The 25,384-nt window shown below is 67.7% G+C and carries 23 protein-coding genes; 9 read left to right on the top strand and 14 right to left on the bottom strand.

Annotated features, from left to right (window positions below):
* Positions 1–63: 63 nt before the first annotated feature.
* Both OHU35_RS16095 and OHU35_RS16090 read left to right on the top strand, forming a co-directional pair.
* The gene (locus OHU35_RS16095) at positions 64–1,404 is read left to right on the top strand and encodes a DUF445 domain-containing protein (RefSeq protein WP_229872920.1); all 1,341 of its coding nucleotides are present in this window, start codon (positions 64–66) and stop codon (positions 1,402–1,404) included.
* 101 nt (positions 1,405–1,505) lie between these two features.
* Positions 1,506–2,975, top strand: a complete 1,470-nt coding sequence (locus OHU35_RS16090; RefSeq protein WP_359893980.1) for an MFS transporter — start codon at positions 1,506–1,508, stop codon at positions 2,973–2,975.
* Between the two features lie 86 nt (positions 2,976–3,061).
* Here the strand turns inward: OHU35_RS16090 and OHU35_RS16085 are convergent, their stop codons facing one another.
* From OHU35_RS16085 to OHU35_RS16060, 6 genes are all read right to left on the bottom strand, one after another.
* On the bottom strand, positions 3,062–4,459 hold the full coding sequence (locus tag OHU35_RS16085) for an alpha/beta hydrolase (protein ID WP_229872910.1): 1,398 nt from the start codon (positions 4,457–4,459) through the stop codon (positions 3,062–3,064).
* A 361-nt stretch (positions 4,460–4,820) separates the two neighbouring features.
* Entirely contained in the window at positions 4,821–6,221 is a 1,401-nt protein-coding gene (locus OHU35_RS16080; protein WP_405505710.1) for an alginate lyase family protein, read from the bottom strand.
* 296 nt (positions 6,222–6,517) lie between these two features.
* On the bottom strand, positions 6,518–6,820 hold the full coding sequence (locus OHU35_RS16075; protein WP_189723922.1) for a hypothetical protein: 303 nt from the start codon (positions 6,818–6,820) through the stop codon (positions 6,518–6,520).
* 102 nt (positions 6,821–6,922) lie between these two features.
* On the bottom strand, positions 6,923–8,083 hold the full coding sequence (locus OHU35_RS16070; protein WP_189723921.1) for an oxygenase MpaB family protein: 1,161 nt from the start codon (positions 8,081–8,083) through the stop codon (positions 6,923–6,925).
* A gap of 79 nt (positions 8,084–8,162) precedes the next feature.
* Positions 8,163–9,230, bottom strand: coding sequence for a polyprenyl synthetase family protein (locus OHU35_RS16065; protein ID WP_189723920.1), 1,068 nt, complete (start codon positions 9,228–9,230; stop codon positions 8,163–8,165).
* On the bottom strand, positions 9,220–9,498 hold the full coding sequence (locus tag OHU35_RS16060; RefSeq protein ID WP_405505707.1) for a polyprenyl synthetase: 279 nt from the start codon (positions 9,496–9,498) through the stop codon (positions 9,220–9,222). The genes OHU35_RS16065 and OHU35_RS16060 overlap by 11 nt, the downstream gene beginning before the upstream one ends.
* Between OHU35_RS16060 and OHU35_RS16055 the strand changes: the two genes are divergently transcribed.
* From OHU35_RS16055 to OHU35_RS16045, 3 genes are all read left to right on the top strand, one after another.
* A complete protein-coding gene (locus tag OHU35_RS16055; protein WP_267943081.1) occupies positions 9,472–9,606 on the top strand; it encodes a hypothetical protein in 135 nt (44 codons plus the stop codon). The genes OHU35_RS16060 and OHU35_RS16055 overlap by 27 nt on opposite strands.
* Positions 9,607–9,650: 44 nt before the next feature.
* A complete protein-coding gene (locus tag OHU35_RS16050) occupies positions 9,651–10,556 on the top strand; it encodes an alpha/beta fold hydrolase (protein WP_189723918.1) in 906 nt (301 codons plus the stop codon).
* A gap of 86 nt (positions 10,557–10,642) precedes the next feature.
* The gene (locus OHU35_RS16045; RefSeq protein WP_189723917.1) at positions 10,643–11,014 is read left to right on the top strand and encodes a VOC family protein; all 372 of its coding nucleotides are present in this window, start codon (positions 10,643–10,645) and stop codon (positions 11,012–11,014) included.
* Between the two features lie 34 nt (positions 11,015–11,048).
* Here OHU35_RS16045 and OHU35_RS16040 read toward each other — a convergent pair whose 3' ends face one another.
* Positions 11,049–12,383, bottom strand: a complete 1,335-nt coding sequence (locus OHU35_RS16040; RefSeq protein WP_189723916.1) for an alpha/beta fold hydrolase — start codon at positions 12,381–12,383, stop codon at positions 11,049–11,051.
* Between the two features lie 80 nt (positions 12,384–12,463).
* On the opposite strand from OHU35_RS16040, the gene OHU35_RS16035 reads away from it, so the two are divergent.
* From OHU35_RS16035 to OHU35_RS16025, 3 genes are read left to right on the top strand one after another with little or no spacing between them, the layout of a single operon-like run.
* Complete coding sequence (locus tag OHU35_RS16035) at positions 12,464–13,081, top strand: TetR-like C-terminal domain-containing protein (RefSeq protein WP_189723915.1); 618 nt, start codon at positions 12,464–12,466, stop codon at positions 13,079–13,081.
* A gap of 56 nt (positions 13,082–13,137) precedes the next feature.
* Positions 13,138–13,731: an AAA family ATPase gene (locus OHU35_RS16030; RefSeq protein WP_189723914.1), complete on the top strand. Its 594-nt coding sequence runs from the start codon at positions 13,138–13,140 to the stop codon at positions 13,729–13,731.
* 4 nt (positions 13,732–13,735) lie between these two features.
* On the top strand, positions 13,736–14,443 hold the full coding sequence (locus OHU35_RS16025; RefSeq protein ID WP_189723913.1) for a nucleotidyltransferase domain-containing protein: 708 nt from the start codon (positions 13,736–13,738) through the stop codon (positions 14,441–14,443).
* Positions 14,444–14,622: 179 nt separating this feature from the next.
* Here the strand turns inward: OHU35_RS16025 and tgmC are convergent, their stop codons facing one another.
* The 3 genes from tgmC to OHU35_RS16010 are packed head-to-tail and all read right to left on the bottom strand — an operon-like array spanning position 14,623 to position 17,059.
* The gene (tgmC, locus tag OHU35_RS16020) at positions 14,623–15,837 is read right to left on the bottom strand and encodes an ATP-grasp peptide maturase system methyltransferase (RefSeq protein ID WP_405505705.1); all 1,215 of its coding nucleotides are present in this window, start codon (positions 15,835–15,837) and stop codon (positions 14,623–14,625) included.
* Positions 15,815–16,822 carry an ATP-grasp ribosomal peptide maturase gene (gene tgmB, locus OHU35_RS16015; RefSeq protein WP_189723911.1) on the bottom strand — a complete coding sequence of 336 codons (1,008 nt, stop codon included), beginning with the start codon at positions 16,820–16,822 and terminating at the stop codon, positions 15,815–15,817. Before tgmB ends, tgmC begins: the two co-directional genes overlap by 23 nt.
* A gap of 3 nt (positions 16,823–16,825) precedes the next feature.
* Positions 16,826–17,059: a putative ATP-grasp-modified RiPP gene (locus OHU35_RS16010; RefSeq protein ID WP_189724054.1), complete on the bottom strand. Its 234-nt coding sequence runs from the start codon at positions 17,057–17,059 to the stop codon at positions 16,826–16,828.
* Positions 17,060–17,804: 745 nt separating this feature from the next.
* Here OHU35_RS16010 and OHU35_RS16005 point away from each other — a divergent pair.
* Positions 17,805–19,079, top strand: coding sequence for a transcriptional regulator (locus tag OHU35_RS16005; RefSeq protein ID WP_189723910.1), 1,275 nt, complete (start codon positions 17,805–17,807; stop codon positions 19,077–19,079).
* Here the strand turns inward: OHU35_RS16005 and OHU35_RS16000 are convergent.
* Genes OHU35_RS16000 through OHU35_RS15985 form a run of 4 tightly spaced genes read right to left on the bottom strand, consistent with a single transcriptional unit; the run spans position 19,060 to position 24,947 of the window.
* Positions 19,060–19,722 carry an HAD family hydrolase gene (locus tag OHU35_RS16000; RefSeq protein ID WP_189723909.1) on the bottom strand — a complete coding sequence of 221 codons (663 nt, stop codon included), beginning with the start codon at positions 19,720–19,722 and terminating at the stop codon, positions 19,060–19,062. The genes OHU35_RS16005 and OHU35_RS16000 overlap by 20 nt on opposite strands.
* 44 nt (positions 19,723–19,766) lie before the next feature.
* Entirely contained in the window at positions 19,767–20,738 is a 972-nt protein-coding gene (locus OHU35_RS15995) for a hypothetical protein (protein WP_189723908.1), read from the bottom strand.
* Positions 20,739–20,768: 30 nt separating this feature from the next.
* Complete coding sequence (locus OHU35_RS15990; protein ID WP_189723907.1) at positions 20,769–21,752, bottom strand: hypothetical protein; 984 nt, start codon at positions 21,750–21,752, stop codon at positions 20,769–20,771.
* A gap of 42 nt (positions 21,753–21,794) precedes the next feature.
* Complete coding sequence (locus OHU35_RS15985; RefSeq protein WP_189723906.1) at positions 21,795–24,947, bottom strand: DUF3427 domain-containing protein; 3,153 nt, start codon at positions 24,945–24,947, stop codon at positions 21,795–21,797.
* Positions 24,948–25,384 lie beyond the last annotated feature (437 nt).

Below are 25,384 nucleotides of genomic sequence, written 5' to 3'. Positions count from 1 at the left end.
TTCCGTTCCAGGAGTCGGTCAGGAAGGGACAATGTGTGCGGGATCACCGAGCGGGTGGAGCGGATGGAACGGATGAAAGCAGAAGAAAAGGGCGGCGTTGAAGGGCAGCATGCCCGCCCCGGCGCCGCCGTGAACCGTGCGATGACGAGCTTCAGCCCGGCGGACGAAGAGAAACAGCGCGGCGTACGCCAGATGAAGCTCACCGCCACCGGCCTCCTGCTGTTCGTGGCCGTGGTCTACATCCTCGCCAAGTGGGCCCAGAACTCGGGCGCCGGCCCCTGGGCGGGCTATGTCGCCGCCGCCTCCGAGGCCGGCATGGTCGGCGCGCTCGCCGACTGGTTCGCCGTCACCGCCCTCTTCCGCCACCCCCTCGGCATCCCCATCCCGCACACCGCGATCATCCCCACCAAGAAGGACCAGCTCGGCGTCTCCCTCGGCGAGTTCGTCGGCGAGAACTTCCTCTCCGAGGACGTCGTACGGCAGCGGCTGCGCGCCGTCGGCATCGGCAGCCGCCTCGGCGCCTGGCTCGCCGTCCCCGAACACGCCGACCGGGTCACCGCGGAGCTCTCCACCGCCCTGCGGGGCGCCCTGACGGTCCTGCGCGACTCCGACGTCCAGGCCGTCGTCGGCGAGGCCATCACCCGGCGCGCCAACGCCCAGGAGATCGGCCCCGGCATCGGCAAGATGCTGGAGAAGGTCGTCGCCGACGGCGGCCACAAACGGGTCGTCGACCTCGTCGTCACCCGCGCGCACGACTGGCTGGTGCTGCACCGCGACGAGGTGATGGACGCCGTGGAGGGCGGCGCCCCCGGCTGGACGCCGAAGTTCGTCGACAAGAAGGTCGGCGAGCGCGTCTACAAGGAGCTGCTGCGCTTCGCCACCGAGATGCGCGACATGCCCGCCCACCCCGCGCGCGGCGCCCTCGACCGCTTCCTCACCGACTTCGCCTCCGACCTCCAGTCCGACACCGAGACCCGCGCCCGCGTCGAGCGGCTCAAGGGCGAGGTGCTGGGCCGCGGCGAGGTCCAGGACCTCATCGCCAGCGCTTGGACGGCCGTGCGATCCATGATCGTCGCCGCCGCGGAGGACGAGCGCAGCGAGCTGCGGCTGCGCGTACGGTCCTCGCTGCTGTCACTCGGCTCCCGGATGGCGGCCGAGCGCAAGGTGCAGGACAAGGTCGACAAGTGGGTGGAGGACGCGGCCGTGTACGTCGTCACCACCTACCGCAAGGAGATCACCTCCCTGATCACGGACACGGTGGCGAGCTGGGACGCCGAGCACACCACGCGGAAGATCGAGGCGAACATCGGCCGCGACCTCCAGTTCATCCGGATCAACGGCACGGTGGTGGGCTCGCTGGCGGGCCTGCTGATCTACACCGTGTCGCACGCGCTGGGGGCGTAGGGGCCTGCGGGGCGTCGTGCGGGGGGCGTTGACGGGCTCGGGGCGTAAGAAAACCCGCTCAGGGCACTCGACCCCGGTTCCGCTCGATGGGGAGGGAGCCCATGACCACCGCGCAGGCCGGGACCGGCCGAACCGTCACCACCAATATCCCCGCCCGCCTCGACCGCCTCCCGTGGTCGCGCTGGCACTGGACGATCGTCCTCGGCCTCGGCACCGTGTGGATCCTCGACGGCCTCGAAGTCACCGTCGTGGGCAACATCGCCAGCCGCCTGTCGGAGCCCGACAGCGGCCTGCCCATCACCTCCGGCCAGGTCACCGGCATGGCGGCGGCCCTGTATGTGGCCGGTGCCTGCATCGGCGCCCTGTTCTGGGGCCGCCTCACCGACAAGTGGGGCCGCAAGAAGCTCTTCATGATCACCCTGGCGGTGTATCTGGGGGCGACGGCGCTGACCGCCATCTCCTTCGACACCTGGTGGTTCTTCCTCTTCCGCTTCCTCACCGGCTTCGGCATCGGCGGCGAGTACGCGGCCATCAACTCCGCGATCGACGAACTGATCCCCAAGGAGTACCGCGGCCGCACCGACCTGATGATCAACGGCAGCTTCTGGCTGGGCGCGGTCGGCGGCTCCCTGCTGTCGATCGTCGCGCTGGACACCGACATCTTCGCGGCGAACGTCGGCTGGCGCCTGACCTTCGCGCTCGGCGCGGTCCTGGCCCTGGTGATCCTGCTGGTCCGTCGGCACGTCCCGGAGAGCCCCCGCTGGCTGCTGATCCACGGCCGCGACGACGAGGCGGAACGCATCGTCTCCTCCATCGAACGCAAGATCGAGGAGGAGCGGGACGAGCCGCTGCCGCGCCCGGAGGGCGAGATCACCATCCACCAGCGCCGCAGCGTCTCCTTCCTGGAGATCGGCCGCACGGTCTTCTCCGACTACCGCCGCCGCGCCATCCTCGGCTTCTCCCTCTTCATCGGCCAGGCCTTCCTCTACAACGCCATCACCTTCGGCTTCGGCGCGATCCTGACGACGTTCTTCGACGTCCCGAGCGGCAACACCGGCTACTACTTCGCCGTCATCGCGCTCGGCAACTTCTTCGGCCCGCTGCTCCTGGGCAAGCTCTTCGACACGGTGGGCCGCCGGATCATGATCTCCGGCACCTACCTGCTCTCCGGCCTGCTCCTCTTCGGCACGGCCTGGCTCTTCGACCAGGGCTCGCTGAGCGCGACCACCATGACGGCGTGCTGGTGCGCGGTCCTGTTCTTCGCCTCGGCGGGCGCGTCCAGCGCCTACCTGACGGTGTCGGAGGTCTTCCCGATGGAGACCCGCGCCATGTCCATCGCCTTCTTCTACGCCATCGGCACGGCCGCCGGCGGCATCAGCGGCCCGCTCCTCTTCGCCGACCTCACCAGCACGGGCAAGGTCGCCGACACGGCCCTCGCCTTCCAGATCGGCGCGACCCTGATGTGCCTGGCCGGCCTGGCGGCGGCGATCCTCGCGGTGAAGGCGGAACGCCGGTCCTTGGAGGACATCGCGAAGCCGCTGACGGCGGCGGAGGACAAGGCGACGGCGTAAGCCCCCCGCGTGTGTGGGTGTGGCTCCGGCCCGGCCGGAGCCACACCCACACACTCACACCCGAGGGGAACCCGAGCCGGTCCGCCTCAGCCGGCTCGCCCGTACGTCCCCGTCCCCGTGCCCAGCAGCTCGGGCAGCGGGTTGACGAGGCCGCCGGACGGCGACTGCCGCTGGGCGGAGGGCCCGGCCGGCCATATCGCGGGGCAGTGGGTGCCGTCGCGCGGGGTCTTCAGGGTCACGAGATAGGTGTCGATGGCGTCACGCGCGCACGGGCTCAGCCAGTAGTCGCCGTGGCCGACACCGTCGTACGTGAGGAACACGGCCTCGCGCCCGATCTGCCGCGCCGCGTTGGCGCCCCAGGAGTGCGGAGTGGCGGGGTCGTACCGGCTGTTGGTCAGCAGGATCGGCGGGGTGCCGTCGACATCGAGCCTGCGCTGCGGGTTGGACACCTCGGACGGCCAGCCCTGGCAGCCCGTCTGGACGGTCCAGCCGAGAGGGCTGAACCTGGTCACGGGCGCGAGCCGGCCGAGTTCGCGCTGGAAGCGGGCGAGGGTGCGGTACGAGTCCACGCCGAGGTCGTAGTCCTGGCACATCACCGAGTTGAACGGGTACTCCATCGGCGCCCCGTACTTCCGGAGCATCCGTGCCGCAGCGGGGGCGCCGGCGTCCAGGTCGGCGAGGGCCTGGGCGAAATCGAACCACGACGCCGGGTCGTACCCGCTTCTGTGGGCGATGGTCTGGACCTCCCACGGGGCGACCGGCTGGGGCGGGTCGCCCGGCACGACCAGCTCACCGGCCTCCGCGCGCTTGTAGAGCGAGTCGAACAGGGCTCGGGCGTCCCGGCCGTGGAGCGCGCACGAGGGAGTACGGGCGCACCAGTCGGCGAACTGGCCGTACGACTCTTCCACCCCGACGGCCTCGGTCTTCTGGAAGCCCCACGCGCCCAGGCTGTGGTCCATGTTCGAGTCGAGCGTCATCGCGCGGACGCGGTGCGGGTAACGCTCGGCGTACTGCTGGCCGACCGCGGTGCCGTAGGAGACGCCGTAGTAGCTGATCCGTTTCTCGCCGAGGCCGGCGCGGATCGCCTCCATGTCGCGGACGACGCTTCCGGTGTCCATGTGGTCGGCGAGCGGGCCGGTGAGGTCGCGGCAGCTCTCACCGAGAGCGCGGTTGGCCGCGCGGAGGGCGGCGAAGGAGGCGGCGCCGTCCGGGTAGAGCAACGCGTTCTGGGCGTTCACCCGGTCCCGGTCGCAGACCACCGGGTTGCTGCGGCCGACACCACGCGGGTCGAAGCCCACGATGTCGAACCGCTCCAGCAGTTCGGGGGAGAAGCTGTCCGGGGCACGGAACGCGAAGTCAACCCCGGAGCCCCCCGGCCCACCGGGGTTGACCAGCAGCGAACCGATCCTGCGGGCGGGGTCGGTGGCCCGGTGCCGGGCGAGGGCCAGCTCGAAGGTGGCACCCTTGGGCCGCTTCCAGTCCACGGGCACCTTGACCGTGGCGCAATCGAAGGTGCCCTCGCCGGAGGGCGACTCACAGGGTGCCCAGGCTATTCGCCCGGGTAAGAGGGCCTCTGCTCTGTCCTCGGCCGAGGGAGCGGCGACCGCGGTCCCGGTCATCAACTGGCCGAAGAGCGCGGTGACCAGGGCTCCGACAGCCAGTCTCCCGATTCTTCTCGCGTGAGGGACACGTGGGGTGTTGGACGGCACGGATGTTCCTCCAGGGATCAGGAGTTCACAGTTGGATCACACCCTCACCCCAACTACCGCGTCACACAAGGGACATGACGGCCACAGGTGCCACCCGGCCCGACAGGTGCCACCGGCCCCCGGCCGCCCGCCACGGCTACCCGGCCCGGCCCCGCCGCCGCAGCAACAGCAGTCCCCCCGCCAGGGCCGTGATCCCCGCCGCCGCGGCCCAGCCGACGGTGTCCGCCGACCCCGTGGCAGCCAGGTCGCCACCCGCGACCGGCGACGCCGAAGCCTGCGGCCGAACACCCCCGGCCGCCCCGTCGGACGCGGCAGGACCCGGACTCGGCGCGGAGGACACCTCGGCCGCCCGCTCCCGGGTGAACGCCAGAGTCCCGAACCCCAGCTGGTCGAACCCCCCACTGTTGGGCCCGTAGTCCCCGCCCCCACCCTCAGGCGCGGCCTTGATGGCGGCACGTGTCACATAAGACGCCGACAACCCCCGCCGCCTGGTGTAGTGATTGGCGATCATCGCCCAGATGGGCCGGGTCATCCCCGGATCCACACCAGCCGCCTCCGTAGCCGTCTCACTCCCCGACCACCCCCCGATCGCCCCCTTACTCCGCGTGTTGGCCGTATACGGCACATCACCGCCCAGGCTCCACTTGGCCACGTACTCGGCGCCCTTGAGGAACCGGCTGTCGTCGTACCCGTACAGATCGATGCCCTGGTTCCACGCCATCTCGCACACCGTGCCCATCAGCCCGACCCCGAGCAGCGCATGCCCCTGGTCGCGCCCGGCCTCGACCCACTCCGCGAGCCCGTCGTCGTGCACCACGGGAATGGCATGCCGGACCGACCCCATCCCGTCGCCGTGCTTGAAGTACTCGACGGCCCGCTCCACGACAGCCCGGTCATCGCAGAAGATCCCGGTCGCGAGCACACAGGCGAGGGCCGTCAGATCCCAGTTGGGCCAGTAGTTGGTGACGACGGCGTTGTTGTGATGGCTCAGGAAGCCGTCACTGAGCGGCAGGAAGACGTCCGACAGCAGCTCCTGAGCCCGCCCGAGGTCGAAGTCGTCACGATCACGCACGAGTTCCGCCGCGTTGGCGAACTGATACCCGTACAACCCCGCCGCCAGAAACCGGTCGGCCGAGCCCTGGATCGACGTCAGCTTCCCCGACCAGGCGTTCAGGATCGCCACGGCGGTGTCGGCATGCGCGTCCTCTCCGCCGACGTGGTACCGCAGGGCGTTCTGGTAGGCGGCGTGGATGTCGTTGTAGAGGGCCGCGTAGTTCTGGGGTGACCCCGCCCCCCGGTACACCGTCGCCTGCGGATTGGCCCGCCAGCCGCTCTGCGCGTGCCGGTTGGCGGTGAGCTTGGTGAACCCCGCCGCGTAGGGCTTGGCGCCCGCCTTCACCTTGGCCGCCATCCGGTCCAGGTCGGTACGGGTGTGCAGCAACCCCGGGTGGGTGAAGGGGGCGTCGGCGGCGGAGGCCGGGGTCGCGAGCGTGGTCGTACCGATGACGGCGCCCGCCGCACCCGCTGCTTTCAACATGCTCCGGCGGCTGATCTGTCGTGTCACGAGCTTCGTACCTCAACGTCGTAAGTCGCGTGCCTGTGGGGGACGGTGAGGAGACGGGCGGCGGTGACGGCGATAACAAAAACTGCGGTACAGTTGATCTGCATCCGGTCGCCGGAACTCCGGCTGAAGGATCGTGCGTTGGTGGTCCAAGGAAAGACGCCCCGCTTCCTGCGGGGAAATGCAGGTGCAAGGCCTGCCCGGCGCTCCACACAAGAACCCGGCCCTGGGATTCAGGGCCGGGTTCTTTGCTGTACCTGCTGGTGGGCGGGTCAGCCGCGCCGGTCAGCCACGACCCAGGACGCCACGGCCACAGCCCCCGCCACTCCGAACACGGCGGGCCAGGCGCCCACCTTCTTGGCCAGCGGATGAGACCCGGCGAAGGCGGCGACATACGCGGCCGACAACGCCCCCGCGGCCACCCCGCCGGCCTGCTCCCGCCACTGCCGCGCGGCCGCCGCCCCGGCGACCGCGAGCACGGCCCCGCCGAGCGGCCGCTGCCTGGTCCAACGGGCCACGCCGTACCCGCCGACCAGCCCGCTCGCGGCGACCACCGCGCTGGGAACCTTCGCCATACCTGCCTCCTGCTGTACTCGTGCGGGTTCCAAGGCTAGCTCCGCAGGTCGGCGGCTGTTCCCCGGCACCCGATCCCGAGCCGGCGAGGCCCGGAGGGGGCGTCAGGAGAGCGTGGGGGCCGGCGGAGCCCACCGGTTGGTGCGAGGCACCGCGTTGGAGACGCCGTAGTCCTTCCTGAGCTGTTCGGGGATCGCGTAGTGCATGACGCGTCCGCGGGTGAGCGTGGACAGCTCCAGGACGCTGGTGAGATGGCCGAGGCGGTCCAGGGCCCAGGCGCCGAACGGGGAGTGGTCCTCGATGGTCTCCAGGACGCCCAGGAGATGGGGCGCGGCCTTGACGACGGTGTCCCACGAGGTGCGCGGCACCTGGAGCCAGTCGGCGCAGGTGTCGCCGACGAGGTGACGGATGAGGGCGGACACGATCGGATCGAAGAAGGTGCCGGGCACCACCTCCTCGTACAGGTCGATCAGCTGCCGGGTCAGCTGAGTCCCCTCCTCGGAAGGCCCCATGTGCCGGACCATGTAGAGGTCGAGGAACCGGCGGGCCTCGTCGAGGGTGTGAGGGACGGCGTCCTGGTCGACGCCGAGCATCGCACCGACCACGCGCCACGCGTAGTAGTAGGCGTCCGCGCCCTCCTGTGACATGTGGATGCCCAGGCGATGCAGGCTGTCCAGTACGAGCATGGAGAAGAACATCTGCCCGCCGATCATGTCCTCCTGGCAGATCGGCGTCCCGTGGACCTCGGTGTCCCAGCGGTTCTCGCGGGCGAGGTGGTGACGGATGGACGCGTGCAGGAGGCGGACCTTCTGGGCGGCGGGGACGAAGCGACCGCCGGCCTCGAAGGCGTCGGGCTGCATCAGATAGACCGTGAACTGCCCGGTCTCCGCCATCCGCTTGGAGGGGTACTTCAGCCCGTGGGTGGCCGACAGCAGCTTCGCCACATGCGGGACGAGGTAGCAGGCGGGCATGGACGCGAAGGACAGCGCGGTGGAGATGTGCACGTTGTTGTCGATGAAGAAGAGCCGGGCCTTCTCCATCTCCGCCCAGTCCACCCAGGCCGGTGGGGTCCGGGTGCTCTCGAGGTACTCGCGGGCGACATCGGGCAGGCCGTCCGGCAGGGGAGCGCCGGCCGTGGAGACGTACCGCATCAGGGTGTTGAACTTGCCCACCTCCCCGCGTTCGAAGAGCGCGGCGACGGTTGCGTCGGCGAGTTCGTCACCGGCCTGCCGCAGGGCGTTCATCGATGCCTCGGTACAGGTCATGGCAGGGCTCCTTGTCATCCACGGATTCGTGTCCAGGCCGGGTCATGACTGACAGAACAGGCGCCGGTGCTCTGGTCGGTCAGAACAGGCGGACCGCCGCCGAATGCGCCAACGCGGTCAGGGCGGCGGCGGAGGGCGTCGGCACATCCAGCCCGTGGAGGGCGTCGAGCGCCTCCTCGACCCGTGCGCTGATCATGTCCTCGATACGGTCGGGCGCCTTCAGCCGGCGCATCACCTCGCGCACGGCGTCCAGATCCTGCGCGAGACCCTCCGAGTCCAGGTCGTCCCGGCCCAGCAGGGCGCGCAGCATCTCCCGCTCCTCCTCGCCGGCCAGCCGCCATGTCTCCGCCAGCAGGGCTGTGGGCCGTCGGCCGCGCACATCGTCGGTGTTGGCCTTGCCGGTGTGGTCAGGGTCCCCGAACAGGCCGAGCAGGTCGTCCCGGAGCTGGAACGCCTCACCCAGCGGCAGTCCGTACGCGGAGTACCCCTCGCGCAGCCGCGCGCCCGCTCCGGCCAGGACGCCGCCGATGAGCAGGGGTTGCTCGACGGTGTACTTGGCGGTCTTGTACCGGATCACCTTCAGTGAGACGGCGGTGTCCGGACCGGCCCCGGTCCGCAGGATCTCCAGGCACTCGCCCGCGATCAGCTCGCGGGCCATCAGCGACCACAACGGACGCGCCCGGACGAGATACGCGGCGGGCAGACCGCTGGTGGCGAACAACTGCCCGGCCAGCGCCATCAGCAGGTCACCCACCAGCATCGCCAGCGACCTGGCGGCGGTGTCGGCGTCCGGCCGGCTCCCGACAGCAGCCCGCAGCGCGACGTGCGCCGTCGGCCGCCCGTGCCGCAGCGGGCTGTCGTCGATCAGGTCGTCGTGCACCACGGCGGCGGCGTGCACCAGTTCCATGGAGGCCGCCGCCCGCACCAGCGCGCCGCTGTCCGGCTGCCCCGCCGCGCGCCACCCCCAGTAGCAGAAGGCCGCCCGAAGCCGCTTGCCCTCCGCGACCGCCGACTCCAGGTTCTCGGCCACGCTCCCGAGGACCGGATCGATCGCCGCGAACGCGTCGGCCTCTTCGCCCACGAACTCGCGCAGCACCTCGTCGACACGGACTTTGAACGCGGTCGGCTCCCACCGGTCAGACGCCACCGGCGGCCTTCCGGGCCTGGGCGTGCCGGGCGAGGATCTCCAAGTGGGCGGGCGGCACGGCCGCGTACCGGTCCAGCGCCAGCCGCCCCCGCGCCACCAGGTCGTGCTCGGCCTCCGCCGCCAGCTCCACGGCATCGGAACGGCGCAGCAGCCCCCGCACCGTCCCCACGGCCGACCCCACCGTACTCACCGCCAGATCGGCCAGCCCGGCCGCCAACAGCACCGCCCGACCCTCCAGGCCATGGCATCGTTCCGCTTCCCGCGTCATGTCATCCCCCACCCGACGATGAACATCCGGGCAGCACTGGTCACGCGCCGCCCCTTCGAGGATCGGCTCCCGCGGGCGGCGAGGGCGGAGGAACTCGCGATCGAGTGACGTGACCGTCCGGCCGTACGAATCACGGACGCGGCCCTCCGGGAATGGCCCCCGTCAACCGTCTGGCGGCGACCGCCGTGGACGGACAGGCTGGCCCGACCCACGTCACGTCGCTCCAGGAGGGCCAGTTGAAGACCGCCCGCACCACCCCCACGCCCCTCACCACCCCGGACGGCACCCGCATCGCCCACCACGACCACCGCCCCGAGCGGGAATCCGCCACGCCCTTCCTCCTCCTGCACGGCCTGGCCGGCCACCAGGGCGAGTGGGACGTGCTCGCCGCCCTGCTCCTCTCCGACGGCCACCGCGTGGTGACGTACGACGCCCGAGGCCACGGCGCCAGCACCCGCACCCCCGCGACCACCACCCGCGCGGCCCACGTCCAGGACGCCGTGACCCTGATCGAGGAACTGGCCCTGGCCCCCGTCACCCTGCTGGGTCAGTCCCTCGGCGGCCACACCGCGATGCTGCTGGCCGCCTCCCACCCCCACCTGGTCCAGTCCCTGATCCTGGTCGAGGCGGGCCCGGCGGGCCCGAACCCGGAACTCCCCGCACAGATCGCGACCTGGCTGGACGGCTGGCCGACGCCGTTCGAGTCGTTGGAGGCCGCGGAGGCCTTCCTGGGCCACGAGGCCTGGACGAGAACCCTGGAGCGGCGAGAAGACGGCTGGTACCCCGCCTTCGACCGCGCCACGCTCATCACGTCGGTCGCCGAACTGGCCACCACCGCCTACTGGCCCCAGTGGTCACAGATCACCTGCCCGACACTCCTCGTCCAAGGCGAACACGGCACCATGCGCCCCGACGAGCCCACCACCATGCTCACCCACCGCCCGGCCACCCACCTCACCCGCATCCCGGACGCGGCCCACGACGTCCACCTGGACCAGCCGGACCGCCTCTACGAGGCGATCAGAACCTTCAACTCCCAGCCACCTATTGGTCGGTGATCTCAAAAATAGTTCGACAGCCCCCGCCGCCCCGGCCATCCTGCGGAGCGCGACCACACGGCGAACACACCCACGGGGGAAGACCGTTGAATCCGACCATCCGCCACATCACCTTCGACTGCACGGGTGAGCCGTACGAACTCGCCCGCTTCTGGAGCGAGCTGCTCGGTCACCCGATCTCCGACATCGACGAACCCGGCGACTCGGAGGTACTCATCGAGGACCCGAACGGCCCCGGCCTGCTCTTCATCCGAGTGGAGGAGGGCAAGTCAACCAAGAACCGTGTCCACTTCGACCTCAAGCCCACGGGCCGCACCCGCGCCGCCGAGGTCGAACGAGCCCTCACTCTGGGCGCCAGCCAGCTGAAGGACCACACCCGCCCCGACGGCAAGGGCTGGGTCGTCATGGCGGACCCGGAGGGCAACGAGTTCTGCATCGAACGGGGCGAGCTGGGCTAGCGGGCTGCCGGGGCGGGCTGGTCACCCCGCTAACTCACTTGTGGTCGCGCAGGAAGGCGGGGATCCCGTCGCGCGTCGGGTAGTTCGGCAGGGGCGCGGGCTTGTCCTGGAGGAACGCGGTGATGACGGCGGCGGCTCGGGCGTTGTTGTCGTCAAGGCCGTTCCACATGTGGTGTCCGACGCCAGGCATGTACTGCGTGCGCTGGATGGCGGGATCTTCGGCGAGGACGGCGGTCGCCCATTGGCGGACCTGGGAGGAGCACTCGGCGATCATCAGCATCGCGGGTGTCTTGGAGTGCCTCAGCCGCGGGGCCAGGGAGGGTGAGTCCTTGATCGTCTGCTGGACGCGGAGGCTGGCGGCTGGGCTGAAGGAGAAGTTCTGAGCAGTGTCCTCGGTGGGGATGCGGTGTGCGTCGCGCGCGCAGTAGGCGGACGCGGTGTCGCTGCCGAGGTCGGCGGCGGTGAAGGCGTTGTCCCCTTCGGCCTGTCCGATCAGCCCGGTGTCGGGGGTGAGGAGCCCGAGCCGCATGAGGCCGAACGCGACGGCGTACCGCGGGAGGTGCGTCGATCGCGGTCCGGTCATCGCCGGCGCGAGGTCGCGCGCGGTCGACCGGCCCTTGTGCCCTGCGATGCGCGCGGTCGGGCCGTCCATCGGGCCGGGATCGGCGATGACCGCCCGATGCAGGCGGGCGGCGACACGCGGGTCCGCCAGGGCCCGGGTGAGCACGACCCCGCCCGAGGAGAATCCGAGGACGTCGACCTTGCCCTTGTCCAGGCGGTCGACGAAGGCGGCGAGGTCACGCACCGTCCTCGAGATCGTGTACTGCTCCATGGGGAGCAAGTCGCTTCGCCCGCCGCCGGCTTGTTCGTAGGCGTAGACGTCGTGGCCCTGTCGCGCCAGTAGCCGCAGGAACCGGTGGTCCTGAACCGAGATGCCGCGCACCGGTCCGCCGTTGAGGTACACGAACGGAACGGGGTGTCGGGTGCCGGTTTTCGCGGGCGGGTAGTGGTACACCGCGACCCGGCTGCCCGTGTCCAGGGTCCAGTGCTGGGTGGCCACGAACGGCAGTGCGGGCGGGGACCGCCGTGCCGTGGGAGCGGTCGGGACGCAGACCGACGCGGTCAACGCTGCCGCGACCACCACCGGCAGGAACGGCGCGAGCCGCGCCGCCCGGGCGCGACGCCGGCCCCGCCACAGTGCGGCGGCAGCCCCGATTCCAAGGGCCGTCAGCCAAGCGGCGAGCCCCGATCCCGCCCCGTCCGTGAGGACGAGCGCAGCGAGAAAGACGACGACCAGCGTCGCGACGGCGGCCAGGGCCACCAGTAAGCGTCCGGTGATGCGAGCAAGGCGTATGGCGAACGTGGGCACGACGAACCTCCGAAGTTTCCGAACGTTGTTTCAAAACACTGTTTCAAAACGACGTTATCAAAGAAGGTAGGCTCTTCGTCATGGGTAGGCCGAGAACGAACGACGCGACCGTCCAAGCGCGACTCGTGGAGTGCGCGACCGAACTGCTCGCCACCCGTCCGCAGGAGTCGCTCACCGTCCGCGCCGTGGCCACGGCCGCCGAGACGTCAACGGCGGCGGTGTACTCCCTGTTCGGCGACAAGAAAGGCCTGATCGGAGCCGTACGCGACCGAGCTGTCGCCAGCCTGTTCCAGGCCGTGACGGCGGTGCCGACCTCCGAGGATCCCCTCGCCGACATCTACGCACTGGCCACGGCATACCGACGATGGGGACGCGAACACAGTCACCTGTACTCGGTGTTGTTCGGTGGAGTGCAGTCCTTCACGCCGTCAGAGACGGTCGGTACCGACGACCCCGTCCGGCCGCTCATCGCGGCGATCGACCGGGCCCTGACAGAGTCCGTCCTCGACGGCGAAGCGACGCCGATCGCCGTCTCACTCTGGGTGACTCTGCACGGGCTGGTGACGCTCGAACTCGCCGGGGCCTTCGACGCCCCCACAGCAGAGGCCGCATTCAGATCGACGATCCTCGCCACGCTGCGTGGCTGGACGACCCCCGAAATGTTCCGCAGCCTTCGGCACGACGAACCCGCCCCCTGACCCACCCCTCTCAAATCCGTTCGCACCGCGAGACGGAGCACTGCCACGCTCCCCTCATGGGCAAAGCCGGAACCGCAGACACACCCGCCGCCCCTCCCTCAGTCCTCCTCATCGGAGGCCGGGCCGGCGTAGGAAAAACAACGGTGGCTTGGGAGGCAGCAGCTCAACTCCGCGCCGCCGACATCTCCCACGCCATCATCGAAGGCGACTTCATGGGCCAGGTCTATCCGCCCCCACAGCACGACCCCCACCTCTCGGCGATCACAGAGCGCAACCTCAAAGCGATCTGGACGAACTACGCCCAACTCGGCTGCCACCGCCTGATCTACACCAACACCCTCAGCATCCTTCCCGAGACGGCCCCCACCTTCCACCGAGCCCTGGGCCCGGACGTCCACATCACCCGAGTCCTCCTCACCGCCACCGACACCACGACCCACCAACGCCTGACGGGCCGGGAACTGGGCTCGGAACTGGACAAGGAACTCCAGAACAGCGCCCGCAAGGCCCGCCTGCTGGAGGTACGGGTCCCGGCCGACACGGTACGAGTACGGACCGACGGGCGACGGGTCGTCGACATCGCACGCGAAGTGCTGACGGCAACCGGCTGGACCCGAAACGACCAGGCAGGAACAGGAGCACCGGACTGAGACGATGAACGACCCCACAGAGACCGCCCGGGAGCTGGTACGGAACCGCTTCCCCGAGGCGAGAGCCGCCTTCCTGGCCGGCAGCGTACTGACCGACCGCCGCACCCCCACGTCCGACCTGGACATCGTCGTACTGCTGCCCGGCCCGCCCGCCCCCTACCGCGAGAGCCTGATGTACCGAGGCTGGCCGGTGGAGCTGTTCGTGCAAACCGAGACGGCCTGGCACACCTTCGCAGACCGCGAAACGACGAAACGCCGCTCCCCGCTCCTGTCCATGTGCGCGGAGGGCGTGCTCCTGACCGACTCCGACGGTCTCGGCGCCACACTCCAGACCGACTCCCGACAACGCCTGGCCGCCGGCCCGCCTCCCCTCTCCACGGAGGAGCTGGACTACCACCGCTACGCACTCACCGACATGCTGGACGACCTACGAGGCTGCCCCGACCCCCTGGAACGGGTGTACCTGGTCACCCACCTCCTGCAACGCGCCGCCGAACTGGCCCTGCTGACGAACGGCCACTGGCTCGGCGGCGGCAAATGGCTCTCCCGCCGACTGGCAGCAGCGGACCCCGACCTGCACACGCGCCTGACCGAGTCCGCGTCGGCGGCGCTCTCCACCCCGACGACCGAACCGACCCTCTTCACGGCAGTGGTCGAGGAGATCCTGGACCGGACAGGCGGCCCACTCTGGACCGGCTACAGCCGCCGCTGACCACGACGGCCAACGGCCTGCTCCCTCCACCACGGACCACCAACCCGGCCACGGCCCTGCACCCCTCCCCACCATCCCCGCAGCCCCCACCCCTGGGCCGCCCGGCCGGGCAAACGCCCCGGAACCGCCAACCTCGGGAGAACCGGGCGGCCGTGAGCACCTTGCAGCCAACGTGATGATCACAGGCCCGTGTAGGTCTGGTTAGGCAGCAACAGACCAGGCATCTTCGGGTGCTGCAAGAGCTGCCTGCCGTGGCACACGCGCAGCACGAATGTCTCGGGACCTGGGCGGCCTGCCGCGTCGAAGGCGTCCAGAATCCCCTCGACGCGTTCCCACAACCTCACCGGTCCGCCCTCACGCACGTCCCAACCGCCGTCGCCAGACGTGAGAGTGGCCGCGGAGCCACTCACGACGTCGACGAGGTGTACGACCTCGCCGACGGTGATCAACTGGGCGTTCGGCACCCCGCATTGCACCAGGAACCGCAGGTGGTGTGCCTCGTCCGTCGCGGCCATGAGCCGCTCGGGACCGTGCTGGGCCGGGCGGGGCTTGTCCGGCAGGCCGGCGGCCCAGTGGGCCGGGTTACCGAACGCCGGTGCGGCATGAGTTCGGACGGCCATGAAGGAGACCGCGCCGGGCAGCAGCGCCCCCTCTGCTGTGCCGTCCTCGGCTACCGTGAGCAGGACACGGGCGTATCCGTAGATCCATCCCGACAGGGTTAGCAGGATCTTTCCACCCGGCCGGGTCTGGGCAAGCAGCGCGGGTGGGACGGAACGGAAGGAGCAGGCGGCCACGATCCGATCGAAGCGGGCCTCGGGCCAGTACCCGTACAGTCCGTCCGCTACGGCCAGGGTCGGGGTGTAACCGCAGCCGTACAGCGCGTCCGCCGCCGCCTCCAACCGTCGGGGGTCGACCTCGATGCTGGTGACATCTCCGGAGTCGAGGCGCTCGCAGGCCAGTGCGGTCGAGTAACCGGTCCCGGTCCCGATCTCCAGCACTGTGTGACCCTCTGCCACTTCGGAGTCGGCCCACATACGCACCACTAGGGACGGCAGTGTGGACGACGAGGTAGGCGCACCACCAGATCGGACGACCGGAGCCTTCCAATCGGGCTCTTCCCCGTCGAACTGGGTGATCAGCGTGGTGTCGGAGTACGCGGCTGCCAGCCACCGCCCGTAGTCGAGCTCGGCGGTGACCGGTTTCCACACCGTCAGTCCTTGCCCGTCGCGCTCGTCGGCGGGCAGGTAGAAACCGGGCACGAACCGGTGCCGTGGCACCGCCTCCACCGCCGCCCGCCAGGCCGGGTCCACAAGGACACCGCCTTGGGCGACGGCGTCCGCCATGGCTTCGCGCAGGCGGACCGCGTCGGTCTCAGGGTCGGCGGGCATCGCCATGACCTGGCGTCTCCTTCCGTACTTCCGTGCTCAGAATGTCGGCGAACGCCTCGGCGATGTCCGCGGCGTCCGGGAGCCACCCCCACTGCCCGTTCGGGTTGCACTCGATGGCCCACCAGTCATCGGGATCACCCCCATCCCCGGTGAGTGCGAAGTCGAAGCAGCCGAAGACCAGGCCGAAAGAATCCAGGTACTCATGCAGGGCAATCTCGATCACGGCGGGAACGGCGATGGGGGCATGCACCAGCTCGTCCCAGTCGCCTCGACGCCAGTCGAGGGCACCGTTGGGCGGAGTGATTCGCTGGGCGAAGATCCGATGGCCGACCATGGTGATCCGTACGTCCCCGCTCTTAGGAAGCTCGGCCTGGAACATGTGCGCGGTCACTGCCAGCGTGTCGTCGAAGGCGTCAGGCTTCACGCGCTGGGTCCAGATGGCGCCGGTGTGTCCGTCCTCGTTGCGGGGCAACCCGCGGAACGTCTTGTAGACGACATGCCGGTGGTCGGCGGCGAACTCCCGTGCCGCTTCCGACTCATTGGTGATGAGGGTCGGCGGAATCCTTAGCCCAAGCTCGGCGAACTTCTGCAACTGAGCCGGCTTGAAGTCCGCGCGAGCCACCGCGTGCGGATGATTGACGTACAGCACCCCCCGCAGGCCATTCAGAACACCGCCGAGTCCGTGCCTGGCTTCGGCGATCGCGAAGTCCCGTTGCTGCTGTGGCAGAAGCTCGAAACGGGTGGTGTAAGGGGTGGGGCGCCGGTAGTAAACCGCCGCCACTTCCCGGACCTCCACCTCTCGACTCGGCGTGCACAATCGCCCACCCCATACAGGGGTGTCCGGTCCGAGATGGAATTCGAAGGTCAGGTCGGGCCCGATGTCGGCAGGATCGACTCGTACCACGGGCAACTCAAGGTCATTCAGCGCCCCGATGACGCGGTCCGCTGTGAAGTCTTCCAACGCGGTGACGACCAGGACAGTCGAGGCCATCAATCAGTCCGACTCGTAGTCGGTCGTCTGGTCGTCCTGCGTCTGCGGCTGCGGATTCTGCCCGTCGCCGCCTCCGGAGACAGACGCGGTACCGGTCGTCCTCGATGTGCCGTGCTTGCCCATCTCAACCACCTGGCCGACGGCATCCGTATACCGAGCCGTCTGGGAAGGTCCGTCCAGCACGACGGTCGCGTACGACGGCGGGCGTACGGGCAGCCGGTCGGTCACCAGGCGCATGGCCCACGGGCGCCGAGCGGATGCAGCCGTCTTGAGTTCACCCGAGTCGTCGTGCGAACAGACCTCAGCCTCCATGACCAGCCGAGAGCGGCCTGCTTCAACCAGGCCGACGACTGAACGTGATGGACACAGGTCACCCGCGTACCGCGGTGGAACCACCCAGTACGTGCCCGGTGGTCGCTGTCGGTCGATGCGCGGCACCCCCAAGTAGGTGCCGCGACCGAGGCACGTCGCGGTGTTGTCGCAGGCCCACACGGCACCGGCATGCCCGTCGACCAGTGCGTAATACGTGCCACCCGCCACTCGGCGGTCGTAGATGATCGCACCTCCCAGTAACTCGCCCAGAGCCGTCGCCACTCGGTCCTGATCCTTGGACTGAACAGCGGCATGCACGACCTCGGACGCGATACGCACCGCCGAGAACCGCTCGCCGAGAGGCAGAAGTGCGACGCCCTGTGAGGCCCACTCCGTCCGTACGCGCTCGGGAATCGGGTGGGTCCGAGCGAGCCACTCCGAGATCTTTCTGTTCAAGCCCTCGTGTGTGTCCACAGCGTGCTCCCCTTGCTGTCCGTCGATCGGTACGGCAAACAGAGTCCATCAACCGCATCGCCTATTCGAGGACTTCAAAAGGCCGTTGATGGGACCTTGGAAGGGCCTGAGTGACTCCCTGAGGGGGAGTAGGTGTCCTGTAGCGGACCTTCGTGGGAGGGTGAGGGGCAAGTTGTCAGCAGGAGGAGGTGGCCCCGTGCCAAGGCCCACAGGCAACGTTCGACTCAAGGCTGCCCGGGTGGCCGTCGGCTTCAACTCACAGCAGGACCTGGCCGATGCCCTCACCGAGCACGCGAAGGACTTGGGCATCCGCGGCCTGTCCGTCGGGGTCCGCCAGGTCCGCCGCTGGGAGTCGGACAATCCACCGTGGCCGCAACCGGACTGCCAGCGTGTACTCGTACACCTGCTTGGCCAGAACATGGAGTCCCTCGGGTTCACGCCCCCATGGGGCTCGGAGGGCTCAACACCCGACCCCGTCCGACGCACGCTGGTCGCCGGTGGGGCGGCCGCGTGGGGCCTGGCGATGGGGCCAGGCCGAGCCACAGCCGTTACGCAACCGGCCACGGCCGGAACGGACTTCGAGGCAGTGACCCGCTCTCACCGTCGGCTCTACTGGTCGGTCGCGCCGACCAAGCTGCACCCGGCTGTCCTGGCACACGCGACGCTCGGCTGCGCCCTCCTTCCGGAGACGTCGGACTCCACCCGGCGCACGATCGCCGCCGCGCTGGCGGAGACCTACCTCCTCGCGGGTCGGATCGAGTTCTTCGACCTGTCCGAGCCGACCACCGCACACGAGACGCTCCTCTTCGCCCTGCAAGCCGCAGGCGAGGCCGACGACCCGTTGCTCGGCTCGGCGATCATCGCGCACATGGCGTTCATTCCGGGTTGGGCGGGAGATCAAGAGGGAGCCCAGGAACGCATGATCGCGGCACGTACCTATGCGCGCCGCGCCCCTGCCTCCGCGGAATTCCTCGCGTGGTTGGACGCCGTCGAGGCCGAATGCGAGACCAGGTGCGGCAACACTCGCACCGCCCTGCACCTGATCGGCCACGCCGAGGACATCCTCGAGGACGGCAACGAACACCCCTCACCGCAATGGATGGACTGGTTCTCCCCAGGGCGGCTGGCGGCCTTCAAGGGCAATACCCAACTGCTCGCCGGCCACCTCCCGCAGGCCCGCGCGGCACTGCTCCAGGCGCTGGAAGCCATGGCCCCCGGCGAAGAGAAACAACGCACGGTCGTCTACGGCGACTTGGCAGCCGTCGAGGCCGCATCCGGGAACCCCGATGCAGCCTGCGAGTACGCGGGCAAGGCGCTCGATCAGTTGGCACTCACCTGGTACGCCACGGGCATGGACCGCGTACGCGAGGTCCGTCGTGCACTGACTCCTCACCAACACCAGAGCTGCGTCCGCGACCTCGACGACCGCCTGTATGACTGGTCTACGACGCTCAGTGTGCTGAGGCGTTGAACGTGCGCACTCGGTCACTCAGTTCCAGCAGATCTTCGACGCGGAAGGTCGGCAGCTCCCTGGCCTCGGTGCTGTCCCACTGAATGGTGGCCCACGGCCCGCGATGCACAAGCGCAGTGTGCATGCCCGCCTGCACGGCCGGCCTGATGTCGTTGTCGCACCGATCACCGACATACAGAATCTCGCGGACCTCGAAGGGCACGGCCTCGGCTACCCGCTTGAAGAACTCGGGGTCGGGCTTGCTGGCGCCCCAGTCGTCGGATGTACCGATCAGGTCGACGTCGCCGGAGAACAGCTCCCGCAGGAGCCCCCCGGCCCGTACGGTCTGATTCCCAGCGATACCGAGCCACAGCCCGTCGGCCCGGAGCTGCCCCAGCGTCGGTCGGACGTCCTCGTACAGATCTTCTTCCCCAAAGCTCTCCGGCTGCCCGGCAGCGGCCCGCTTCTCCCGCTCCTCGTAGAGATCGAACCCGGGCCGGAACGCCTGGAACGTCTCCCGGTAGTCCCGGCCCTGGGCGATCACGCCCCCGAACATCGCATGGAACGTGTGCCGCGGTACGCCCAGCCAGTCGGCCCAAGTGCCGTACTCCCGGGTCTCGTCCACGAGGCACTCACCGACGTCGAAGACCACTGCGCGAATCATGTGGAAAGACTATCCAAGGGTTGCCCTAGCCGAACGGGTCAGGCTCACTCGGAAGTGGATATCTCGGAGCTCGAAGGTATTGCGAAGTAGGGTTCGGGCCACTCGACGGACCCGTCAGCGTCCGCTTGGGCCACGTGCTGCAGGAGCAGTGCGGTGGGGTCTTGTATATCGCGGCCATCGTCACCGACTAGTAGGGGTGCCGTTTTGGGTATCGATGGGTATTCGATGCCCAGCAGCTTGCATATGTGCTCGAAATCCTCGTTCCTGTTTCCTTTGCCGAGGTTTCCGTGAAGGTAGTCGCGGAGGCGCGAGCAGATATCGAGCATCGCATTTCCGCTATCCGTCACGCTGTACAGGCCCCCTTGCGGGCTGTCGCTCGACAGGAACCCTATGATGAAGAGCCGTTCTGTTTCGAACTGGAGAGCGCTCAGGTTGACGTCCAGAGCCTTGGCTATGTGTCGATGGTTGCGATAGCCCTGCTTCTTGACGTGCGACAGGATCCTGAGCGGGAGGCCGGGGCGCCGTGAGGACGCGAAGCGGGTCACATCCGGGGGAGTAAGGCCTCCTAGGGCTACTTGGAGGAGGAGATCCTTGGTGATCTCCTCCTTCAAGAGGGTGTGGACGGTCGTGCGGGACTTTTCGTCGTCCGCGTCGAAGTCCGCCGGCACCCAGAAGACGCGCAGGCGAGACAGGCTCCCGGGCATGGTGCGGAGGTAGTCCTGTGTTACCTCGGCGAGGCGCGCACGGCTACGGCTCTGGTGTCGAGCGATGTATACCGCCGCGGCGATGTCCTGCTCGTGGAGAAGCGTTCTTAGGTCCTTGTCGATTCCGTCCCCGTCGTGCTTCCAGAGAGTTTGCCCTGCAATTACCTTGGACCAGTCCTTCTTTAAGTCGCAGGAGAAGTCAAAGCGCTTGCGCTGGCCTTCTGTATAGCCAAACAGTGTTGAGTTCGATGCGCTGTCCATGATCTGGAGGGCTGTGTCTGATAGGAAAGAATGCTCTGGTGACTCTGCCACGATTACTCCAAAGAGGTTTGCAGGGTACTGCTACTTGACCGCGCATCTCGTGTAGCCAACGGCATCTCCGTAGACGAGATCAATTCCCTCTGTGTGAAGTAGATTCAGCAAGTCATCCTGCGGCTTTTCCGGAAGCAGTACGGTCAGTTTGGGGTCGCGCGGCTTGACGTGCCGTGCAAAGTCCTTCAGTTGACCTATGGCCATGCGTACCTCGTCCCGACTGCTGGCGCCCCTAATCGCATAAAGTTCATGCGTGGTGGCGTCGTATAGGTCGGTCTTGAGGGTCTTGGTCGTGCCCGAGATCTTTATCTGGTACGCGAAGACTTCGTGCTCACGCTTTGTGAGCTCCTCGAGGTACTGCTCTCGCAACGCTGATTGGCGCAGATCGGCTATGAGGCTCGGTTGTGCAGCCCGCCTAGTCTCGGACGCACGTTTCTTCTTCGGCTCCGCCATCTTGCACGCGACCACATTGGCGGAAACCCTGTGGGTGTCGGTTTCCTTCGCGCGACTGATGACATCCTGAGTGAGGCGCTCAGAGTCTCCCTTAGGGCGTAGGCGGAAGACGATGATGCGACGGCGCTCGCCGTTCTCGTCATGTGCCTCGCGCACTGTGTACGGAAGTTCTGCATCCAGCTCGAATTCGCCTACGTACCGTTGTTGCTTAGCGGAAGAGGTTGGATCGGGGACTTTTCCTGCTGCCATGAAGACGCGCAGCGACTTTCCGCTGTCTGCGTGACACAAGACGGCTGCGTTGCGGGAGCCGTTCAGCCCCAGAAACGTTTGCTCTCCGCGGGTGCCCTGGCCGGTGTACTCGAACACCGGCCCTCGGTCGTCCTCTTCCTCTAGCCAGCCGTCCTCGTAGCCGTACTTCTTGCCGCTGTCGTGATCTACGTAGATCAGGATGTTGGGGGTGGTGTCGGAGGGGATGATCCCTCCCTGCGTCCCTCCGCCGAACAGCTTCTTCATCGCTGCGCGTGTGGTCATCAGCCCGGGCTTGATCGAAGCTAAGTCCATGCTCTGACGTTAGCTGATCACTCTGACATTGAACGTGGTCAACTAGCTTGCGTTGATGGCTGCGTACGACCAGACGTCGGCTGGCAGCTCATGCTCCATGCGCCACGTGATCGCCATCGGCTTGCTGCCGGTATGGCCGTCGTAGGTGGCAGGACCGAGAAGCATCCAAGGCTGAGACTTACCGATGTCGGTGTTCTTGTAGCGACGCATGAAGAGCAGGACGTGGCTACCCCGCTCGGCGTGATGCTGGTAGCGCTGTCCTGTTGGGGAGCTTCCGGCCGTGGAGTTCTGGGACTCCCAGTGGAAGAGTGTCGGGCTCAGCGCGTAGTCCCTGTACCGGACAGTAGGGGAGAAGTCCTTCTCGTTCTTCTCCAGAGTGATCAGAAGGGCGTCTGTCTGGAGATCTTCGACCCACTGGACGCCTTGTGCGAAGGACCTGGGCATCTGGCCGCCGAAGCGTGCTACGCCGAGGGCGGCCAGAATCTCGGAGCGGTTATAGGAGGAGTGGACCTTCAACGGGAGCTGGCTGTGGCTGCCCGACAAGGGGATCGGGAAGTGGTCCGCCTGCTCGATGACGTAGGACAGGACCTGGCGGAGCTCGTCACGAAGGACCGGTTGGTCGCGGAGCGCGTCGAGGCCTTGCTGGAAGCTGGTGAAGCCGCCTGCGTTGTCCCACAAGTTGAAGAAGAGCATGCGGGCATAGGCCTGGTCCGCGGGGTCTAGCTCGTCGTATGGCGGTACTTCGTCGGCGAGGAGACGGAGGTACGCGTTGGCTCGGGCGGGGTCATCGACGTGCAGGAAAGCGTGGACGCGTTTGAGGAGCGCCGATTCGCCAGTAGGAGCAGCAGCTTTGAGCAGGCCGGCTCGGCGCAGGATGGTCGTCCAGGAGTTGTCGCTCTTGTACAACTCCTTGATCTCCCTGCGACTCTCCCGCAGGTAGTCCGCTAGCTGTGGCGTCTCATAGGCCTTGACCTCGTTGACCAAGGTCTTGACGGTAGCGCTCAGTTGCGTGCGGATGTTGTCCAGCACCAAGTTCTTGGCTTTGCCTTCCAGGATGATCTGGCATCCCGATGGAAGGAGCGGGAAGTCGTGCTCGATGTGATCGACGAGCCGGTTCCTGGAGAGGTTCGTCAGAGCTCGAAACTGCTCTTCGAAGCGGAACTCTGCCCGGTGCTGTCCGATGAAATCGAGGACAGTGAGCACGGGCTTCATCTCGGTGCGTCGTAGCCCACGGCCTAGCTGCTGGAGGAAGACCGTGGCGCTGTTGGTGGGGCGTAGGAGCAGAAGCGTGTCGACATCGGGGATGTCGAGGCCCTCGTTGAAGAGATCCACAGAGAAGATGACTTGCAGCTTCCCCTCTCGTAGATCAGCGAGAGCTTGAGCACGTGCTGCAGCCGGTGAGTCGCTGATGAGCGCGGTTGCTTGAAAGCCCGCTTTTCGGAAGAAGTCCGCCATGAAGTGGGCGTGCTTCTTGTCCACGCAGAAGCCCAGCGCACGCATGGCTCCGGGCTGGGAGACCTTGTCTCGGATCTGTTTGACGACGATACGAGCACGTGCCTCATTGCCCGTGTAGAGGTTGCCGAGGTCCTGGTCCGCGTACGCGCCCCGTTGCCAAGTGAGGTTCGTCAGGTCTGTGCCGTCGGGGATGCCGAAGTAGTGAAAGGGACAGAGCAGGTCGTTCTCAAGGGCTTCCCAGAGCCGCATCTCGGCTGCGATGCGGCCCTCGAAGAACTCGTCCTGCACATTGAGCCCGTCCATCCGCTCGGGGGTAGCGGTCAGGCCGAGAAGCTCCTTGGGCTTGAAATGATCGATAACTCGACGGTAGGTGGTGGCCGTGGCGTGGTGGAACTCGTCGATCACGATGATGTCGAAGTGGTCGGGAGCCAACTCTTCTAGCCGTTGGACGTTCAGTGACTGGACGCTGGCAAACACGTGGTCCCATGCTTGCGGGTCCTCGCCGCCATAGAGCAGCTCGCCGAATGAGGCATCGTCCAACACCTCTCGGTACGTCCGGAGAGACTGTTTGAGGATCTCCTTGCGGTGTGCGACGAACAGCAGCTTTGGTCGGCGGTTATCGAAGCTCTTGGCCAGGCTCCGATAGTCCACGGCCGCCATGACGGTCTTGCCGGTACCGGTTGCTGCGACCAACAGGTTGCGATTGCGCCCTCGGAGTTCGCGCTCTACCCGTAGACGCTCCAGCATGTCCTGTTGATAGGGGAAGGGACGTACCTCCAGCCCAGAGAGGTTGATCTTCAGGTCAGTGGTGGAGGTGCTACCGCTTGCCTGAGCCAGAGCATGGTCGAGGCGCTCGGTGTGGTGATCGGGGTCGTATGTCTCGAACGCGGAGTCGTTCCAGTACGCGTCGAAGGTCGCCTCGAACTTGTTCAGCACCGCCGGTGTAGCGATGGAGGACAGGCGGACGTTCCACTCCAAGCCATCGAGGAGCGCGGCCTTTGAGAGGTTGGAGCTGCCGACGTACGCCGTGTCGAAGCCCGTGTGGCGCCTGAAGAGCCAGGCCTTGGCGTGCAGTCGCGTGGATCGGATCTCGTAGTTGACCTTGACCGTAGCGCCGAAGTCGCGAACGAGGCGGTCAAGTGCGTGGCGGTCGGTGGCGCCGATGTAGGTGGTCGTAATGACACGGATCGGCACACCCCGCTCCTTCGCGGCGCGCAATGAATCCTCGAGGACGCGAATGCCATACCACTTCACGAACGCGCAGAGGAGGTCAATGCGGTCTGCCGTGGCGAGTTCTGCCCTGAGCTCGGAGCCGAGACTGAGGTCTTCTGGAGAGTTTGTGATGAGCGACGTCTCAGACAAGGGGGTGAGGGGGCGGAGTGCGTAGACGCCTGGGGCCTCCTGCTGAGCGAGAGCAAGGAGCTGTCGAGGGCCTTCGGCGATAGTGCTCGTGCTTACGGCTTTGGCTTCGCTCGGGTCGGCGGCACTCGTGTCCAGGGAATCGAGGATGCGGTTCGCGACAGCCACACGGTCTTCGGGCGGAAGCTCGCTCAGCCTCTGACTGACCGCTTCACCGATGTAGCGAGCCAGTACGTGGGGCGTGGACTCCGGCGTGATCTCGGCATCGATTGCCTTCCACCCCGCGGCCGTGAATCGCTCCAGCTCGTCATGCAAACCATGGGTGATCAGCTTCTCGTAGACACCCGCGATCGGCTTGGACAGGCCCCCATGTTCTGCCACGACTGCTCCCCTGATCCCTCGTGGTTCTCGTACACGATCACGCGTGACGATGTGGATCTGTTCTAACAGCAATCACTGACGTTCGAGGGGCTGTACCGAAAGGTGGGCTGCCGTTGCCGTTGAACCGCCCGCTTCATGGCCAGTGTCGTGCTTCCACAGCCCGCCTCAAGAGCGCTTCACTCCGCTGCGCTGCGTTCCGCGTCGGCTGGCGCCGATGGCCCTTCGGGCCACCCTTGACCCGGGCCGCTCCAGCACGAGGGAGAAGCGAGCGGGCGGCCCAGGAGGGCCGGGGGCCATCGGTTCGTCGTCCAACGGCGGGTTGTCCAGGCACTCGGGGTGCAGGGCGCGTCAGCGGTTCAGGGCACGCCGGGTTGGCTTAGCGGCGACTGGCCGGTGGCCGAGGTGCCAGGGCGAGGGCCAGCGCGCCGGTCGGCCGC

Source organism: Streptomyces purpurascens, assembly GCF_045040895.1.
GTDB classification, from domain to species: domain Bacteria; phylum Actinomycetota; class Actinomycetes; order Streptomycetales; family Streptomycetaceae; genus Streptomyces; species Streptomyces purpurascens.
Note: the sequence above shows the minus strand (reverse complement) of the source record. Positions and strands in the feature narration are given on the sequence as shown.

What these genes read in the sequence shown, in the direction of transcription:
- OHU35_RS16095 (WP_229872920.1), top strand. Translation starts at nt 64, where the DNA reads ATGGAACGGATGAAAGCAGAAGAAAAGGGCGGCGTTGAAGGGCAGCAT.
- OHU35_RS16090 (WP_359893980.1), top strand. Translation starts at nt 1,506, where the DNA reads ATGACCACCGCGCAGGCCGGGACCGGCCGAACCGTCACCACCAATATC.
- OHU35_RS16080 (WP_405505710.1), bottom strand. Translation starts at nt 6,221, where the DNA reads ATGTTGAAAGCAGCGGGTGCGGCGGGCGCCGTCATCGGTACGACCACG.
- OHU35_RS16075 (WP_189723922.1), bottom strand. Translation starts at nt 6,820, where the DNA reads ATGGCGAAGGTTCCCAGCGCGGTGGTCGCCGCGAGCGGGCTGGTCGGC.
- OHU35_RS16070 (WP_189723921.1), bottom strand. Translation starts at nt 8,083, where the DNA reads ATGACCTGTACCGAGGCATCGATGAACGCCCTGCGGCAGGCCGGTGAC.
- OHU35_RS16055 (WP_267943081.1), top strand. Translation starts at nt 9,472, where the DNA reads ATGGCATCGTTCCGCTTCCCGCGTCATGTCATCCCCCACCCGACGATG.
- OHU35_RS16060 (WP_405505707.1), bottom strand. Translation starts at nt 9,498, where the DNA reads ATGACGCGGGAAGCGGAACGATGCCATGGCCTGGAGGGTCGGGCGGTG.
- OHU35_RS16050 (WP_189723918.1), top strand. Translation starts at nt 9,651, where the DNA reads ATGGCCCCCGTCAACCGTCTGGCGGCGACCGCCGTGGACGGACAGGCT.
- OHU35_RS16035 (WP_189723915.1), top strand. Translation starts at nt 12,464, where the DNA reads ATGGGTAGGCCGAGAACGAACGACGCGACCGTCCAAGCGCGACTCGTG.
- OHU35_RS16030 (WP_189723914.1), top strand. Translation starts at nt 13,138, where the DNA reads ATGGGCAAAGCCGGAACCGCAGACACACCCGCCGCCCCTCCCTCAGTC.
- OHU35_RS16025 (WP_189723913.1), top strand. Translation starts at nt 13,736, where the DNA reads ATGAACGACCCCACAGAGACCGCCCGGGAGCTGGTACGGAACCGCTTC.
- tgmC (WP_405505705.1), bottom strand. Translation starts at nt 15,837, where the DNA reads ATGGCGATGCCCGCCGACCCTGAGACCGACGCGGTCCGCCTGCGCGAA.
- tgmB (WP_189723911.1), bottom strand. Translation starts at nt 16,822, where the DNA reads ATGGCCTCGACTGTCCTGGTCGTCACCGCGTTGGAAGACTTCACAGCG.
- OHU35_RS16010 (WP_189724054.1), bottom strand. Translation starts at nt 17,059, where the DNA reads ATGCGCCTGGTGACCGACCGGCTGCCCGTACGCCCGCCGTCGTACGCG.
- OHU35_RS16000 (WP_189723909.1), bottom strand. Translation starts at nt 19,722, where the DNA reads ATGATTCGCGCAGTGGTCTTCGACGTCGGTGAGTGCCTCGTGGACGAG.
- OHU35_RS15990 (WP_189723907.1), bottom strand. Translation starts at nt 21,752, where the DNA reads ATGGACTTAGCTTCGATCAAGCCCGGGCTGATGACCACACGCGCAGCG.